The organism is Planctomicrobium stercoris, from assembly GCF_051465655.1.
Classification (GTDB): Bacteria; Planctomycetota; Planctomycetia; order Planctomycetales; family Planctomycetaceae; genus Planctomicrobium.
The window spans coordinates 1,443,653-1,458,968 of record NZ_CP195791.1 but is presented as its reverse complement, the minus strand read 5'-3'; the positions used below and the strand labels follow the sequence as shown (position 1 = coordinate 1,458,968).

The window sequence follows — 15,316 nt, the reverse complement described above, 5'->3', positions numbered from 1 at the left end:
GGAAACAGGAATCCGGAACGGGAAGTTTCCCGATCCTGAAAATCCTGTCACGAAAAGCCGTATTTCACCAGGTGAACTTCATGCCCGCCCAATCCAGTCATCCCCAGCGTCTTCGCGGAGTTTTCACGCCCAATCTCGTTCCACTGGACACCCGGGGTGACATCAACGAAGGCGAGTTGCGACGGTACGTGGACTGGCTCATCGACCGTGGAGTCCACGGTCTTTACCCCAACGGCTCCACCGGAGAGTTTACCCGGTTTAGCGTTGAAGAACGACGCCGGATTGTGGAAATCATCGCCGATCAGGTCGACGGACGGGTCCCCATCCTGGCCGGAGCCGCTGAAGCCAATGTCAAAGAGACCCTGGCTGCATGCGAATTCTACGCGGGACTCGGGATTCGGGCAGTCGCGATTGTCGCACCTTTTTATTACAAGCTCAGCCCCGCCAGCGTCTACGCCTACTTCCGGGAAATCGGCCGAAACACCCCGATCGACGTCACGCTGTACAACATCCCGATGTTCGCCAGCCCAATCGACGTTCCCACTCTTCAGAAACTGAGTGAAGAATTTGAGAGAATCGTGGCCATCAAGGACTCGTCCGGCGACCTGTCCCACATGATCCGCATGATCCAGGCTGTCCGCCCCAACCGCCCCGACTTCAGCTTCCTGACCGGCTGGGACTCCGCCCTGATGCCGATGTTGCTGGTCGGATGCGACGGGGGCACCAACGCCAGCAGCGGCGTCGTTCCGGAAGTGACCCGCAAGCTGTACGACCTGACCGTCGCCCACCGCATCGAAGACGCCCAGAAGGTCCAGTACGATCTGGTCAAAATCTTCGACACGATGATTTATCAGGCCGAATTCCCCGAAGGCTTCCGCGCCGCGGTGAATCTGCGAGGCTTCAACATGGGCCGCGGCCGACAGCCGATGTCCGACAAACAGCTCGCAGACCTTTCCACGCTCAGCAAAACCCTGCACTGCCTGCTGTGGGAACATGGTTTCACGGACCAGCCCGTCTCCGGTTGTCCGCTTCCGGGGGGCCAGTCGTCCGGCCCCGGGGAAGACGTCAATCAGATCGTCAGAAGCGTTGTTTCCGAGTTGAAACGACGCGGCATGATCACTTGAAAGTCTGATCGAGCCACAACGAGAGTCCAGAACCGACGGCCGGGCATCTCTGCGCCTGGCCGTCGATTTTTCATCGTCAGCAAAGACGCCGGCTGCGAATGGAAATTCCCGGCATCGCGAATGTCCGGGAATAACTGGACCGGGACGGCTGCCGACCTTAAGATCAACACCCGCCTATCTGTCCCCGTTTCATTTCCATCTGATGAGGGATTGTCCGGAGCGATGCCGACCGTCACATTCACGAATCTGAAAAAGAAGATCGAAGTCCCGGAAGGTGCCAACCTGCGGACCGCCGCGCAGCAGAACGGAATCCCGATGCACGCGGGTCCACGCCAGATTTTCAACTGCATGGGAAATGGATTCTGCGGCAGCTGTCGGGTCAGCATCAAATCGGGCGAAGACCACCTCCAGCGGAAGAAGTGGTGGGAGAAAGTCCTGCTGCTGTTGAACCCGGAATGGTTCTTCGCACGCATCGGACATGAAAAGGATCTGGCACTGGCCTGCCAGACCAAGGTGTATGGGGATTGTGAAGTCGAAGCGACTCCCCCCATGAATCTGCACGGCGAGAACTTTTTCTCCTGATCCGCCTCGCCGAGATTTCAGTCGTCCCCACTGGTAAAACGAAGAGAGCCGCACGAATTCGTGCGGCTCTCTTGATTTGGTCTTCGGCCTCAGGGGCGTCAGTTGTCGTTCAGGAGTTTTGCCGGAGGGACCATGGAGGCAATCTGCTGGAACGCCACCAGCAGCTGTGCTTCCATTTCTGCAGAGCTCGTTCCTCCCGGAACATTGATGAAGATTCCTCCTCCCAGCCAGGCGACCGCCCGCAGCAGTTCTGTATCCGCATCGGCCCCCACTCCCATGGTGTGCACGATGTAACCTTTGTCGACCGCAGCCTTCGCCTGTTTGAGAACATAACGCTTCTGTGAATCCGAGGTCGTGTAATTGCTTTGGCCATCGCCATCGAAGTCGAACAGCTTGTTCCAGTCCCAGCCGCTGGGCAGCGTCGATGATGCACCGGAGTCCATCACGTTACTGTTTCCGTCGGTCATCAGGAGAATCGTCGGCTGGGTCCCTGCCCGGGAGTAATCGTCCAGCAGTTTGATCGACTCTCCTAATCCCCCCCCCATGTTCGTAGCTGCAGAATAGTAATTACACTGCTTGTACTTCATCAGGTTGTTGACTGCAGTGTAATCACTTGAAAGCGGGTTTGATGAAATATTGACGTGCGGAATCGACGAATCCGCTTCGTTCAGAATCTTTTCCACCCGATGATCGTTGTCATAGCTGACCATGCCGATCCGGTCATCAAACGACAGGTTCCGCAGGAAGTCACAAAGCTGTTCGTGCCCTTCCTTAATACAGCTGAAGGGATAATGCCGGGCCTTGATCAGCTTGGGAGTCGCCGAATAGGCGGAGTTCGAACGCAGGGTGTAGTTCACAAAACACAGACCACCGTACATTTCCCGATATCCCTTGGCGATGATCTGCTCATCGTTGCGGCAGTGAGTCACAAAGTTGGCCCAGCTTCCCCCCGGGAACGGATAATTACCGTTCAGGTTGAATGCAGTCCGGACATTCGCATCGGAATCCGTGAACGTCTGCACCTGAGTCTGGCTACCAGTCGTTCTGCGAACTGTGACCGCCACAGAGGTAATGTCCCGCGTCCCCTGCACTGTCGCCGTTTTAGTGGATGTCCCGGAATAGGTGACGGTCTTGGTTGTATTGTTCGAGTAAGTCAAAACAACCTGGCTCATGGAGGTCGTCGTCGTCACATAACAGGCGTCATACATAAACTTGCAGGTTGTGGTGACGCTGTTTGTCGTATCAGAGAGTGTCAGATACTGCGGCTCGAAAACCAGCTTGCCGGCGCTGGGCGCGAGGTCCTGCCAGAGCAGTTTCATATTCGCGACGATCTGCGCGTCGCTCAGGCGGCTGGTCGTCTCGCTCGCCAGCGGGAAATGACTGTCGAAGTTCATCGACCGCGAAAAGTCGTGACAGACGACGATATCCCGGGCCTGAACGTATGCGATTGCTTCCGTCTGCACGTTCGTCAGCTTGTGGCCGATAATTCCGCCGAAGGTCAGCCTGAGCTTTCCGTCCTTGGCTGTGGTATCGTCCCGTGTCCGGCGTGCGGTCACTTTGACGGTATTCGCTGGGGAGGCGTTCCAGGTGATTGACCAGGTCTTCGTCGACGCGTTGTACTTCCGTTGTCCGAATGTGACGTCGGAATTCGGGTCAACGTGAATTCCACTCAGTCCAGCCACGTAGGCAGCGGTTTGACGAGCGGCGCTCAGTGCATAAGCAGTTGGGTCGGTGGTTCCAATGGGAGCGTTTTTAACAGCGTGGGTAATCTCCTGAGCAGCAGCCAGTGCGGCCGCATCAACGCCGTTCTGCATCCGGGTTTTATGAACCTGAATGTACCCGACGTCCACACTCAGCGCCGCCGCTGCCAGCAACCCGATCAACAGCACGACAGAGAGGACGAGAATCGTCCCTTTTCGAGCGTCCATCGGAGGAGCGCCCGAGACTTCCGTTCTCAATACTGAAGGGATGACGCGCATGGGTAGGCTTGCTGAATGCTGAATGAATGCAAATTGTTCGACCGTCTTCCCGCACGTTCCGGTCCTGGAAAATTCAACTTCCTGAATGACTTAAAATCTGAACTCCCTGCAGCGGGATGCGGGAGTTTCAATCATGCTTCACTTCAACCCGACAGCGTGCTGCGACCGAGTCGAAATACGACCGATGAAACCAGCTTCCGATTCTTCATGACCCGGGGAAACAGTCCGACGTCGCTGTAATCGACGGTCGCTGTCACCTTGAAATACTTCAGATAGTTGGCTGAATCCGCGAGGTTGAACGTGGACCCCTGTTTATTGCCGTCGGCGTGTGTGATCGTGACCGTCACCTTGCTGCCGTCCAGTCCACTGGCGGTCAGCATGTTCTGAATGTCTTTGATGACTTTCTGATTGGGAGTCGTTCCGTTGGGAACAAACTGGCTCATATCACTGGCCGCCTGCCGCCCCCCCTGCCGTACTGCGGAAGAGAGACGCTCGGAAACATCCAGTCCTCGCGACATCTCGGCGATGCCGAGCAGAATGGTCATAAACACGGGCAGTACGACCGCCAGCTCCACCGTGGCTGTCCCGCTGCGCCGCTGGTCGCGGCATTGCTGATTCCGGATTGGCAGTTTACGAAACATCTTCCGAAAACCTGTTGAACTCGTCTCGACTGAACTCATTGGCAGAGACTCCGGGCTCTCCCATCCCGCCCCTGTCCGACTCGATCAGGGGAATCTTCAATCACTATTCGTGCCTCATGACCGCCTGGGCTTTTAACGTTGCGTTCTTGACCCAGAACGGTGGCAGCAAAGCCACGCTGTTGTACGGAACCGTGACTCGCACGATGAACATCTGCTGTTTCTTGGCGCTGGACAATTCCAGATTCGCCAGGCTGTCGTAATTGATGGTCTTGGGATTCATCGTCGAAGTGTCAAACGCCGAACCGTCTTTGACGATGATTGTCGCCTTCGAGGATTTGAACGCTTTATTGATCAGGTTATTCGCCATGGTCTTGACCTGAGCGGTTGTCACACCGTCAGTCGTTCCATAGCGCGCTGCCCGCTTCACGGCAGCATTCATGGTGTTCATCACCATATACGCGTGTCCCAGTTCCATGATGCCCGCCAGGAACAGCCCGAAGACAGCACAGACAATCGCATTTTCCACGAGGACCGCGCCGGAGCGAGACTCTGCAGTGCGGATCGGACGATGTCGAAGACGATGAAGCATCGAGGTCTGGAGAGATTTTTCAGGGATCTGAGAGGAAATCATGTATGTCAAGAAGCATAGTTTCAAAAGCAAACGCGTATTTTGACTTCTTCCAGAAATTCACAGACTGATGCTTCTGAGAGACATCACTCAGTTTGCGTGTGAATTCCGCAACACCCAAAAGTCCGGTCACACCGGTTTGATCGAAAAAACCGCTTGAAAAACTGCGGCACACAGAGCGTTTCATTCTCCGAATTCGTTAGAATCCAATTCAGCCGCATGACCGACGCCACGCAACCACGCTGAGTCTGAATTCAGTGACGGTTCGCCTGCAGCGAAAAGTGTTTTCACTGCTCGCCCAGGGACCTCCGGGGAGACGAGGAATGCCTGTGCCGACTGTCCGACACCTCCTGATTTCCCTGTTGGGAATTCTCGCTTTCGCCATTTGCGGCAACATCGCTTCTGCTGCCCCTGGTGACCTTGGCGAGTGCCAGAAACTCTGGCTCTCCGGTCAGTACGAAAAGTGCATCGAGTTCGCTGCCCCTCGTGTTCGACCACCTACGCCGCATTTCCCGCGGTTCGCGGAACTGAAGTCGCAGGCGGAAGCAGCCCTGGGCAAGTACGAAGAAGCCTGCCAGACGCTGAAGCAGGTGCTTCAATTCGACCCGTCAGAGATTCGGAATCGCTGGCTGCTGCTGGAACTGGCCCCCTATGCAGGGCTGGAAGACAACATGGCCGCCGACAGACGAGAATTCGAACTGGTCATCAGCAGCGGAACCGCACGTTACGCCAGCGACGTCTCCGGTCTGATCACCCTGGCTCAGTTTGCACTTCAGCAGCAAGCCGACCCCAGACAGGTTCAGGAGGTCATGCTGAAGCGGGCTCGCCAGATCTTTCCCACGAGCCCGGAACCGGATCTGGCGATCGGTCAACTGGCCCTGTCCAAACGTGATTTTCCCTTGGCGGCGGAAGCCTTCCGGAACGCCTTGAAACTCTCTCCGAATCACCCTGAGGCGAACTTCGGACTGGCGCAGGCCCTGCAGGAGTCCGACCGCGAGGCCGCTGCCGATCTTCTGCGACAGGTCCTCGAGCACAATCCTCGCCACGCGGGAGCACTGCTCTCTCAGGCGGAAGCTCTGATCCAGCAGGAGCAGTACGACCAGGCCCTGACGAGACTCATCCGGATCACCGACGACCACCCGCGACACCCTGAAGCGCTGGCAATGCAGTCCGTCATCTGTTCGCTGCGAGGCGAGAATGAGAAAGCCGAATCGCTCCGCTCCTCCGCACTGGCGACGTGGCGCAGGAACCCTCGCGTGGACTTCCTCATCGGCAAGCTGCTCTCCCAGAAATACCGGTTCAAGGCAGGAGCCGAAGCACAGCGGAGAGCCCTCGCCTTCGATCCGGATTATCTGCCGTCGCAGAAGCAGCTGGCTGCGGATCTCTTGCGACTGGGTCAGGAAGCGGAAGGCTGGCGGCTTGCTGATCAGGTTTATCAACGCGATGAGTACGACGTCGCCAGTTACAACCTCGTGACTCTTCGTGATGAACTGGAACACTTCACCACGCTGGAACAGGATGGATTGATTGTCCGGATGGATGCCCAGGAAGCAAAGCTCTATGGCGAGAACGTCATGGAACTGCTCACCGAGGCCCGTAATACGCTCTGCGAAAAGTATGCGGTCAAACTCTCTCAACCGATCCTCATCGAGATCTTCCCGAAGCCGGCCGACTTCGCAGTCCGGACCTTCGGCCTCCCCGGAGCGGGTGGGTACCTGGGGGTCTGTTTCGGAGATGTTGTCACCGCCCGTAGTCCCGCTTCGCAGACGACGTCGCCGAACAACTGGAAATCTGTGCTATGGCACGAATTCGCACACGTCATCACGCTCAACAAGACGCACAATCGCATGCCCCGCTGGCTGAGTGAAGGGATCTCGGTGTTCGAAGAACGTCAGCGCGATCCCACCTGGGGGGAGCGGATGACCCCCGAATACCGAATGATGATCCGCAACGGGGAACTGACTCCCATCAGCCAGCTCAGCGGTGCGTTCCTGTCCCCCAAGTCGTCCCGGCACCTGCTGTTCGCGTACTTCGAGAGCTCTCTGGTCGTCGAATACATTGAGGAGAACTTCGGTCACGCAGCGATGCTGGCCATTCTGGATGACCTCGCCGTCGGGATGGATATCAACGAAGCGATCGAGCGTCACACCGTCCCGATGCGGCAGCTCGAAGAGGATTTCAGCAGTCATGTGAAACGGCAGGCGCTGCTCTTCGGCTGGTATGTCGACTGGAGTCCCGTGGATTTCACCAGAATCCTGCTCCGCAAAAACCCTGCTGAGGAACTGATTCGCTGGGCGAAGATGCACCCTCGAAATTATCAGGGACTCAAAACCTGCAGCGAACTCCTCACGCAGATGAATCGTCCACGGGAAGCTGCTGAGATTCTGAGTCGGGCTGTCCTTGTCTTTTCTCTGGAGACAGGTCCGCAGAGCGCGTACGCCCAGCTGGCCCGATTACAAAGAACACTGGGTGATGAAGCTGGCGAACGGGCTTCTCTAGAAGCCCTTGCACTGATGGACGATGACGCTTCGGCAGCACTGCAGCGGCTTCTGGAACTCAATCTGGCGGAACAGAACTGGGACGGGGTGCAGGAGACCGCCTCACGGCTGGTGGCCATTAGCCCAATGATCCCTCTTCCCCATGTGGGACTGGCTGCCGCAGGAGAACACCGTGGGGACCACCGTCAGGCCATTCGGGCATTGCGAACGATCCTGACTCTCGAGCCGATCGATCCGGCCGATGTCCATTATCGACTCGCTCTGCAGTTGAAGGAGACAGGAGAGACAGCACCCGCGGAAAAGGAGGTCCTGCAGGCCCTGGAACACGCTCCCCGCTACCGGGACGCTCTGAAACTGCTGCTGCAGTTGCAACCTGAGGGTCCGCCAGCCCCGTGAAGACTCGTTATCCGCGGGGTGAAAGGTCTACGGGCGTGGTTGAGTCGATGCCTCCCACTCGCGAAGTGCGATACTTACAGACCGATGGGCTCTTCTTGCGAGAATCCCACTGAGAACTCCGGACGCCACAAACACTGCGCCGACGACCGCCAGCGCGAGCTTCAACTCGAAATGTTGGACCGGCAACAATTCGATGATGCCGGCGATCATGAAAAGATTCGACACTCCCCAGGCGATTGTTCTCCAGGTCTCAGGGGAATGCATTTTCAAAGTCCTCTTTTTTGAAAGGTAAACAGGTTTTCTCGCATGCTTCCAGTTCGGGACAATCAGTAAACCGCAGCAGATCAATCCCATCCCAGAGGTGATTCTCCAATTCAGCGAAAGGTCATTGAGAAATACGCAGAAGAGGAACACGCAGGCGAACGCGGTATGCACCACGATTCTGTGAATGTAGTGGCGCCTCGTGTAACGGATGAGGCCATTGAGCCCGGAAATCGCGTCGTCCAGAGCGTCATCCATACCTGCGGCCTTCTTCAACGGTGAAGACAGATGGTCAAGTCGGTGAGTGATCGTAACTGCTCGGTTTCTCGGGCCAGTTTGCTCCTTGACCTGTTCCCGTCCTTGCAAACCGCCCCTTTCATAATTCTTAGGCTGCGAGCATAGACAACAGACAAATTTGATACAAAACACCCATTCTCCGCTCGCCAGAATTGACACTGAGTCTCAGTTTCAATTAGATTTCGTGCGTCGTCATCATTCCCTCAGACTCGGCCTTACAGTGGATCCTCTGCCAACACAACCTGGCGCCTCGAACGACCCGGGTCCCGCACAAAATCCCGAGGCCGGGCGCGGGCCTCGAAGCATCAGTTCCACCGAACTTTTTCAGAACTGCCGCGAAATCACGATTCAGCACGGCGAAGAACTCTACCGCCTCCGGCTCACGAAGAGCGGAAAGCTGATCCTGCACAAATGACCAGAACTCGGGTCACCTGAAGAGACCGCTATTCAGCGGGCAGCTGCTGATAAATCGGCAGATGACGGTAATAGACCTCCAGCGTCAGGATCGCCAGACAGGTCATATAATGGCGGCCGCCCTGATGCCCATGCGGGTCACGCGGCGCCCAGCTTCCCAGGCCGTGACCTTCCTTCGTCTGGGTCTGCACCAGCAGTTCACGCATCACCACATTCCAGCGGTTCCATTCTTCCCCTCCCCAGTGCCGCATGACCTGGGTGGCGTAGTAATTGAAATACATGTTGTCCCGGGAAGGTCCGTGATCGCTGAGGAACTTCACCCCCTTCTGCAGCCCCGGATGATCCTTGCCCCACCCCTGATACATCCGGCACAGCAACCCGATCGCAGTGGTCGAAGGGGATTTCGACGGCGAGGTGTATCCGTAGAAGGCTCCGTCCTCCAGCTGGACAGAATCCAGAAAGGTCGAAGCCAGCTTGCGTGACTTCGCAGACACCGTGATCCGGGACATCTTCGCACTCGTCTGGGCCATGACCTGCCAGCCCACGACGGATGTATCCCCCTGCTCTTCGCCGGGCTGATATCTCCAGCCTCCAGTCTTCGGATGCTGGGCATCGACGATGAACTTCATGCAGGAAAACGCCAGCTTTCCAACTTCTCGGTCACGCGTCAGGCCATGCAATTCACACAGCAGAATGGTGACGATCCCCTGCGTATACATGCCCGAATTGCCAGAAGTGATCTGCCGCAGATCCCCCGGTGGCGAAGTCTTGGCGGCCTCAGCAAAGATGAAGTCGAGCCCTTTACGAACCTGAGGCTGATAGGCCCCTTTGCGGTGCGTGTGCCCGGCCCCGACAAAACAGAGCATCGCCATGGCGGTCGAGGCGACGGTTGCATTTCCCAGACTCCCCGGGTGCGAGCAGCTTTCATCACAATGGGGACAGCGATGATCGAAACTCCAGCTTCCATCTTCTCGCTGATGGGCTTTGAGCCATTCCAGTCCGTTGGCAACGGCAGCTTCACTTCCCGCGTTGCCGCCGAAGGCCCGGGACATCGCCGCCCGCCCCTTGTCGGTCCGGCCACCGAATTCGCCCGCCTGCGGTAGCCCCTCCAACACTTCTGCCGTCTCTGCTGCCAGCAGCAGTTCTTTGACGTCCAGATTGATTTCAACCGTTCCGGGATTCTCCACAATTTTCTGAGCCGGAATGGAGACGTCCTGCGGCACAGGCTGTAACGACTCCCCGGCGTGCGGAACGATGGAGAAATTCTCGAGCGAATCGCTGATCACCGGGGATTCAATGACGGTATCGACGGCAAATTCGAGCCCCGATTCGCGACCGGAGATCGGGATGATGTACAAGGCCATGATCAGCAGGATCAGAAGGTGGATCAGACTGCTGGTGAAATAGCTTCCCAGGGCATGGCGACTGCGCATCCACCACGGCAGCGGAATCTCCGCCTCTTCATCCAGATGGGAATCGACTTCCGCCATCGACGCTCAGTGAACAAGGAACTTGGAAATCTGCTCTCGCAATTCTATCGCTTTGCAAACGCAGATGCGCCAGAATTATCAACAGGAACCGTCCCCTTTTGACAGCCATCGTTCTCCGAGAACTTTCGTTTTCCGCCATGAAAATCGCACTTGCCCAACTCAACCCCATTGTCGGAGACCTGGCGGGGAACTGCCGCCTGATTGAACAGGCTGCGAAGGAAGCTCGACAGACCGGAGCCCAACTCCTGGTCACCTCGGAACTGTGCGTCAGCGGATATCCCCCGAAAGACCTGCTCTACCGAGACGGGTTCGTGGAAGCCTGCGAAAAGCGGGTCCAGAGACTGGCCACGCTGACCGATGACTCATTCGGAATTCTCGTCGGACACCCCAGTCGGCACGGGTGCGGCCCGGACTCCATTGCCAACAGTGCCAGCCTGCTGTTTCAGGGACAAGTCACAACCACAATCCACAAAACGCTTCTCCCCAACTATGACGTGTTTGATGAGAAGCGATACTTTCAGGCTGCTGACCGACTCCAACCGATCGAGTTCCTCGGCCACCGACTCGGAGTCCACATCTGCGAAGACGCCTGGTGGGGAGAACCGGAAACGTTTTATCACTGTCCTCCCGCTGAACAACCGGATCCCGTCAAGGTACTGGCTGAACAGGGGGTCGACCTGTTTATCAACCTTTCCGCGAGCCCTTACGAATTCGGCAAGGTCCCCCGCCGGCATCAGCTGATTCGACGGCACGTCGAGCGTTACCGCAAGCCGTTCCTGTTCGTGAATCAGGTGGGAGGCAACGACGACCTCGTCTTCGACGGCAACAGCTTCGTCATGAATGCCGCAGGGGAACTCGTCCTCACAGCTGCCGATTTCGCTGTGGATCTGCAGCACATCGAAACCGCTCCCCTCCCGCCGCCGCTTCCGCCTGTCGTCATTCATCGCGAAAATCAGTTGCTGCAGGCCCTCACGCTGGGGCTGGGGGATTACATGCGCAAATGCGGATTCACCGATTGCGTGCTCGGACTTTCGGGAGGAATCGACAGTGCACTCGCGGCCTGCATTGCTGCCCGGGCAGTCGGTCCCGAGCGGGTGCATGGAATTCTCATGCCCAGCCGTCACAGCAGCCAGCACAGCACCGATGACGCCCGGGCTCTCGCTGAGAACCTCGGCATGCCATGGTCGATCGTCCCGATCGATTCCGTACACGCTGCCTACGAAAAGCTTCCGGACATTGACGTCGATCTCTCCTCCGAACCCGGGGGACTGGCGGACCAGAACCTGCAGGCCCGTATCCGCGGGGGAATTGTCATGACCCGCAGCAATCGACGGAACTGGATGGCCCTCGCCACCGGAAACAAGAGTGAACTGGCTGTCGGGTATTGCACGCTGTATGGCGATATGTGCGGCGGCTTCGCGGTCCTCAGCGATCTCTACAAGCGCGATGTCTACTCACTCTCCCGTTATGTGAACGAAGAAGCGGGACGGGAGATTATCCCGGTCAATGTCATTGAAAAAGCCCCAAGTGCCGAACTGGCCCCCAATCAATTCGATCAGGACACGCTCCCGCCGTACCCGATCCTCGACGGCATCCTGCATGGGCTCATCGACAAAGAACGTTCCCCTGCAGATCTCGCCCAGGAGTTTCCCCCGGAGACCGTGCAATGGGTGGTGAAACGACTGGACCGCAACGAATTCAAACGCCGACAGATGCCCCCCGGGATTAAACTCTCACAACGCGCATTCGGCAGCGGACGAAGAATGCCCATGGCCGCCCGCGGATTCGATGGAATGGATGTTTAATACGGAGACTCAACGGATCGTTTAGCCGCGACTCCATCCCGTCTCGCCGCGACTCCATCCCGTTTAGCCGCGACTCCATCCCGTTTAGCCGCGACTCGCAGAGGAGCGCTCCCCATCGTCATCGCATCACATCTCATCTTCGGCACAGGTTCTTCCCACAATTTAATGGCTTGCTGATTCTGGGAGCAGCTTGAGTTTGCCGCAGAAGAACAGGATTCTTGTTCGGTAGTTGGCGAAGTTCCTGAATCCTCGGGCGGCGGATTTCAGGGACTGAATGATGCTGTTGAACCCTTCCGCTGCGGCGTTGCTGATCTGGTGGCGGAACCAGCTCAGGATGTTGTCGATCCGCTTTTTGATCATCTTCGCCACACGCTTGATCGGCTTGAGTCGGCAACGGATGGCCCAGCTGAACCAGGTCTGGAAGAACTCGTCCGCTTCCTCCGCACTCCGGCAGTCCCAGAACCAGCGGAACTGTTCTCGAATGGCCCACGCCCGAGCCGTCTTCAGCTGAGCACCTTTGATCTGCTCGAACTCCGCTCGCTTCTGCTCACTGAGGTTCTCCAGGTTGTAAAGCCACAACGAGCGTGTCCCCTTGAGCGTCTCGTCCTGCTCTTTCATCAGAGACTTGTGCTCGGCTCGCCGGACCTGATCGACAGCCTCGTTCAGATGCTTGGCGATGTGGAACCGGTCATGCACGACTTCTGCATCAGGAGCATGAGCATCCACGCTGTTCTGATACGCCTGCCACATGTCCATCGCCACCGCTTCGATCTGTTCCTTCTGCTCCCAGGAGAAGGTGTTCCACAGCGTGTCGGCTGCGGTTTCGTCACGTCCGGGGGAGACTTCCAGGACTCGGCTGCCATCGATGTCGGTCATGATAGACACGTAGTCCTGCCCCTTCAGAAAACTCTTCTCATCCAGGCCGACATGCCTGATGTCTGTCAGGTCTCGAGTGATCAATCCCCGTTCGACCGCTCGGTCCATAATCCGTTGCACGCTCATCCAGCTCAGCCGCAGATGAAGCCGGGCCTTCTCGATGCTGCTGGCCACCTGCAGCAGACGAACGGCAAAGGCTTCGAACACCAATGTGAACCGTCCGTGCGGCTCGGCCCAGGGGACTTCAATCGTCTTCACTCCGCAGTCGGGACACTCGGTGCGAGGGATGCGAGCGGTGAGAAGGGTCTCGAACTGCATGGTGTCCAGATGCCGCCAGGACCGCTGCGGAGCATGATCCTTCAGCGGCCGCACCGCCGAACATTCCGGACAACAGACTGCTGCTCCCGGCACATGCTCAATCTGAATCTGAACCCGCTTCTCCTCCAGCGAGAGATCGACATCCACCACCCGCCAGGACCGGTCCAGCCCCAGCAACAACCCGTAATGCTCAGAAAGTGTGTTCATGAACAACAGCTTCCAAAACTGACCACACTCCCGCCAGATTCAAACAACCTCACCCACAAAATTCCGGGAAGACCCTTCGGCACATACGGATTCTGGCTTCCGAACGACCCACGCGGGTCATGGTCAGACTTCGTCGGGGCGATTGAGCTTTACCGTGCGGGGGGAAGTGCAACAAAAGTCACCACTCGCAAAAGCGTTGCCGCGTCGCCACACGACAGGAGCTTCCGGCAAGCGGTCAAGCAGGAGCTCAAGTATCCAGCCGTCAAGCTGTCGGAGCATCAACGAACAGTGACTGCGAATGGAATCGGGAAATTCGCGGTAAAAAACGACCTCCGCATCCTGGCGTGTGCCATCCTGCCAGATCACGTGCATCTACTGATCGTTAGACATCCCACCGCTGTCGAACAGCTTGCAACACTGCTGAAGGGAGCGGCGACGCGAGAGCTCGAAGCCGAAGGAATCCATCCGATGGCTGCATTTCCCCGTGAGAAAAATGGACGATTCGCCAAATGCTGGGCGCGGGGTGAATGGAAGGTTTTCCTCGATACGCCCGACGATATTCCCCGCGTCATCAATTATATTGAAGCAAATCCAGTTAAAGAAACTTTGCCCCCTCAGCGATGGGAATTCGTCACTCATTGGAAAGCAGCATTTTAATGAGTTGAAATGCGTTGAGTGATTCTCTGAATGAAATCGCTCCTCTTCGAGTCGCAGCTAAACACACGTACGGGTGAAGCGATACACATGACAGACGACCAGAACGACGAGACGATTCCTGCGGCCCCGAATCCGAAACGGCCGCTGGCGTGGAGTCTTCTGTCATGCGCTTTCTGCCTGGCGGTTGCTGCCTGCATTCTGGGGAGCTGGCTGGCACGATGGCATTGGGCTCTTGACCTCCTGACCAGCTTTCACTGGCAATATCTCTTCGGTTCGATTGCAGCGGTGATCTGCGCGGGAATCGGTCGCAGCAGGAAGCTGGTCATCGTTTCACTGATGCTGCTGATCTTCAACCTGAGTTCTGTCATCGTGATTTCACCATCGGTGAAACCGGTCTCCCCTCTGTCGGCCATGACCGCCAACGTCTTCTTTCGTAACCCCGATGCCTCACGGTTCATTCACTACGTCAGAAGAGTTCAGCCTGACTTCTTTGTCCTGACCGAGTTCACGCCGAACTGGGCAACACAACTGGAAGTGCTGCATGAGGAATATCCGCACAGGTTGGCCGAACCCCGGACGAACCCGTTCGGAATTGCGCTCTACAGCAAGTTCCCGCTGGAAGAGGCGAAGCTCATTGATTCCCACGCCAGCGGGTTCCCTTCAATTTCCGCGATCATCACCAGGTACGAAACGAAGGTTCAGATTCTTGGCACGCATCCCATTCCTCCAGTCGGACGAAGAAACGCAGCCGTTCGAAACGCCCAGCTGGCCGATCTTGCAGAGCTGAGCCGCACTTCAAAGCATCCGGTGATCTTGCTGGGGGACCTCAACATCGCCCCGTGGTCACCCTATTTCAAAGATCTGTGTCGAAACGGGAACCTGATCAACGCCGACACCGCTTTATTGTCTCCCACGTGGCACCGCAAGAACCCATTCTTCTGCGTGCCGATCGACTTCGCACTGACCTCACCCCGCGTGGATGTGTATTCACACGAGATCGGTCCGGAGATCGGGTCGGATCATCGCCCGGTCACAATCCGGATGAACATCCCCAGCCCGGAAGAATTGCCGTAAACGCGCCCCGTAGGGTCCGCTGTGCGGACCATCATTCGACATCGCAATTTCTTTTGCGATCCTGACGGC

Annotated in this window: 13 protein-coding genes; 7 read left to right on the top strand and 6 right to left on the bottom strand. The window is 57.2% G+C overall.

Annotated features, from left to right (window positions below; translation table 11 throughout):
• The first annotated feature begins 80 nt into the window (after positions 1 to 80).
• Complete coding sequence (locus SH661x_RS06030) at positions 81 to 1,124, top strand: dihydrodipicolinate synthase family protein (RefSeq protein WP_437229003.1); 1,044 nt, start codon at positions 81 to 83, stop codon at positions 1,122 to 1,124.
• A gap of 120 nt (positions 1,125 to 1,244) precedes the next feature.
• Complete coding sequence (locus SH661x_RS06025; RefSeq protein ID WP_437229001.1) at positions 1,245 to 1,706, top strand: 2Fe-2S iron-sulfur cluster-binding protein; 462 nt, start codon at positions 1,245 to 1,247, stop codon at positions 1,704 to 1,706.
• A gap of 98 nt (positions 1,707 to 1,804) precedes the next feature.
• On the opposite strand, the gene SH661x_RS06020 is transcribed toward SH661x_RS06025, so the two are convergent.
• The 3 genes from SH661x_RS06020 to SH661x_RS06010 form a co-directional block, all read right to left on the bottom strand.
• The gene (locus tag SH661x_RS06020) at positions 1,805 to 3,685 is read right to left on the bottom strand and encodes a pilus assembly protein TadG-related protein (RefSeq protein ID WP_437228999.1); all 1,881 of its coding nucleotides are present in this window, start codon (positions 3,683 to 3,685) and stop codon (positions 1,805 to 1,807) included.
• A 143-nt stretch (positions 3,686 to 3,828) separates the two neighbouring features.
• A complete protein-coding gene (locus SH661x_RS06015; RefSeq protein ID WP_437228997.1) occupies positions 3,829 to 4,326 on the bottom strand; it encodes a TadE family protein in 498 nt (165 codons plus the stop codon).
• 103 nt (positions 4,327 to 4,429) lie between these two features.
• The gene (locus SH661x_RS06010; protein WP_437228995.1) at positions 4,430 to 4,915 is read right to left on the bottom strand and encodes a TadE/TadG family type IV pilus assembly protein; all 486 of its coding nucleotides are present in this window, start codon (positions 4,913 to 4,915) and stop codon (positions 4,430 to 4,432) included.
• A 362-nt stretch (positions 4,916 to 5,277) separates the two neighbouring features.
• On the opposite strand from SH661x_RS06010, the gene SH661x_RS06005 reads away from it, so the two are divergent.
• Complete coding sequence (locus SH661x_RS06005) at positions 5,278 to 7,848, top strand: tetratricopeptide repeat protein (RefSeq protein ID WP_437228993.1); 2,571 nt, start codon at positions 5,278 to 5,280, stop codon at positions 7,846 to 7,848.
• 27 nt (positions 7,849 to 7,875) lie between these two features.
• On the opposite strand, the gene SH661x_RS06000 is transcribed toward SH661x_RS06005, so the two are convergent.
• Positions 7,876 to 8,565, bottom strand: coding sequence for a hypothetical protein (locus tag SH661x_RS06000; RefSeq protein ID WP_437228991.1), 690 nt, complete (start codon positions 8,563 to 8,565; stop codon positions 7,876 to 7,878).
• A gap of 25 nt (positions 8,566 to 8,590) precedes the next feature.
• Here SH661x_RS06000 and hemP point away from each other — a divergent pair, with 25 nt between their 5' ends.
• The gene (gene hemP / locus SH661x_RS05995) at positions 8,591 to 8,821 is read left to right on the top strand and encodes a hemin uptake protein HemP (RefSeq protein ID WP_437228989.1); all 231 of its coding nucleotides are present in this window, start codon (positions 8,591 to 8,593) and stop codon (positions 8,819 to 8,821) included.
• Between the two features lie 28 nt (positions 8,822 to 8,849).
• Here hemP and SH661x_RS05990 read toward each other — a convergent pair whose 3' ends face one another.
• The gene (locus tag SH661x_RS05990) at positions 8,850 to 10,310 is read right to left on the bottom strand and encodes a prenyltransferase/squalene oxidase repeat-containing protein (protein ID WP_437228987.1); all 1,461 of its coding nucleotides are present in this window, start codon (positions 10,308 to 10,310) and stop codon (positions 8,850 to 8,852) included.
• A 137-nt stretch (positions 10,311 to 10,447) separates the two neighbouring features.
• On the opposite strand from SH661x_RS05990, the gene SH661x_RS05985 reads away from it, so the two are divergent.
• On the top strand, positions 10,448 to 12,115 hold the full coding sequence (locus SH661x_RS05985) for an NAD+ synthase (RefSeq protein ID WP_437228986.1): 1,668 nt from the start codon (positions 10,448 to 10,450) through the stop codon (positions 12,113 to 12,115).
• A gap of 162 nt (positions 12,116 to 12,277) precedes the next feature.
• Here the strand turns inward: SH661x_RS05985 and SH661x_RS05980 are convergent, their stop codons facing one another.
• A complete protein-coding gene (locus SH661x_RS05980) occupies positions 12,278 to 13,516 on the bottom strand; it encodes an ISL3 family transposase (RefSeq protein WP_437222029.1) in 1,239 nt (412 codons plus the stop codon).
• 468 nt (positions 13,517 to 13,984) lie between these two features.
• Here SH661x_RS05980 and SH661x_RS05975 point away from each other — a divergent pair, with 468 nt between their 5' ends.
• Together SH661x_RS05975 and SH661x_RS05970 are read left to right on the top strand one after the other, a co-directional pair.
• A complete protein-coding gene (locus tag SH661x_RS05975; protein ID WP_437228984.1) occupies positions 13,985 to 14,173 on the top strand; it encodes a hypothetical protein in 189 nt (62 codons plus the stop codon).
• An 87-nt stretch (positions 14,174 to 14,260) separates the two neighbouring features.
• The gene (locus tag SH661x_RS05970; RefSeq protein WP_437228982.1) at positions 14,261 to 15,247 is read left to right on the top strand and encodes an endonuclease/exonuclease/phosphatase family protein; all 987 of its coding nucleotides are present in this window, start codon (positions 14,261 to 14,263) and stop codon (positions 15,245 to 15,247) included.
• The last annotated feature ends 69 nt before the right edge of the window (positions 15,248 to 15,316 follow it).

Excerpts from the sequence above, each read along its gene's own strand:
- SH661x_RS06030 (WP_437229003.1), top strand. The coding sequence starts at position 81 with ATGCCCGCCCAATCCAGTCATCCCCAGCGTCTTCGCGGAGTTTTCACG.
- SH661x_RS06025 (WP_437229001.1), top strand. The coding sequence starts at position 1,245 with ATGTCCGGGAATAACTGGACCGGGACGGCTGCCGACCTTAAGATCAAC.
- SH661x_RS06020 (WP_437228999.1), bottom strand. The coding sequence starts at position 3,685 with ATGCGCGTCATCCCTTCAGTATTGAGAACGGAAGTCTCGGGCGCTCCT.
- SH661x_RS06015 (WP_437228997.1), bottom strand. The coding sequence starts at position 4,326 with ATGTTTCGTAAACTGCCAATCCGGAATCAGCAATGCCGCGACCAGCGG.
- SH661x_RS06010 (WP_437228995.1), bottom strand. The coding sequence starts at position 4,915 with ATGCTTCATCGTCTTCGACATCGTCCGATCCGCACTGCAGAGTCTCGC.
- SH661x_RS06005 (WP_437228993.1), top strand. The coding sequence starts at position 5,278 with ATGCCTGTGCCGACTGTCCGACACCTCCTGATTTCCCTGTTGGGAATT.
- SH661x_RS05990 (WP_437228987.1), bottom strand. The coding sequence starts at position 10,310 with ATGGCGGAAGTCGATTCCCATCTGGATGAAGAGGCGGAGATTCCGCTG.
- SH661x_RS05985 (WP_437228986.1), top strand. The coding sequence starts at position 10,448 with ATGAAAATCGCACTTGCCCAACTCAACCCCATTGTCGGAGACCTGGCG.
- SH661x_RS05980 (WP_437222029.1), bottom strand. The coding sequence starts at position 13,516 with ATGAACACACTTTCTGAGCATTACGGGTTGTTGCTGGGGCTGGACCGG.
- SH661x_RS05975 (WP_437228984.1), top strand. The coding sequence starts at position 13,985 with ATGGCTGCATTTCCCCGTGAGAAAAATGGACGATTCGCCAAATGCTGG.
- SH661x_RS05970 (WP_437228982.1), top strand. The coding sequence starts at position 14,261 with ATGACAGACGACCAGAACGACGAGACGATTCCTGCGGCCCCGAATCCG.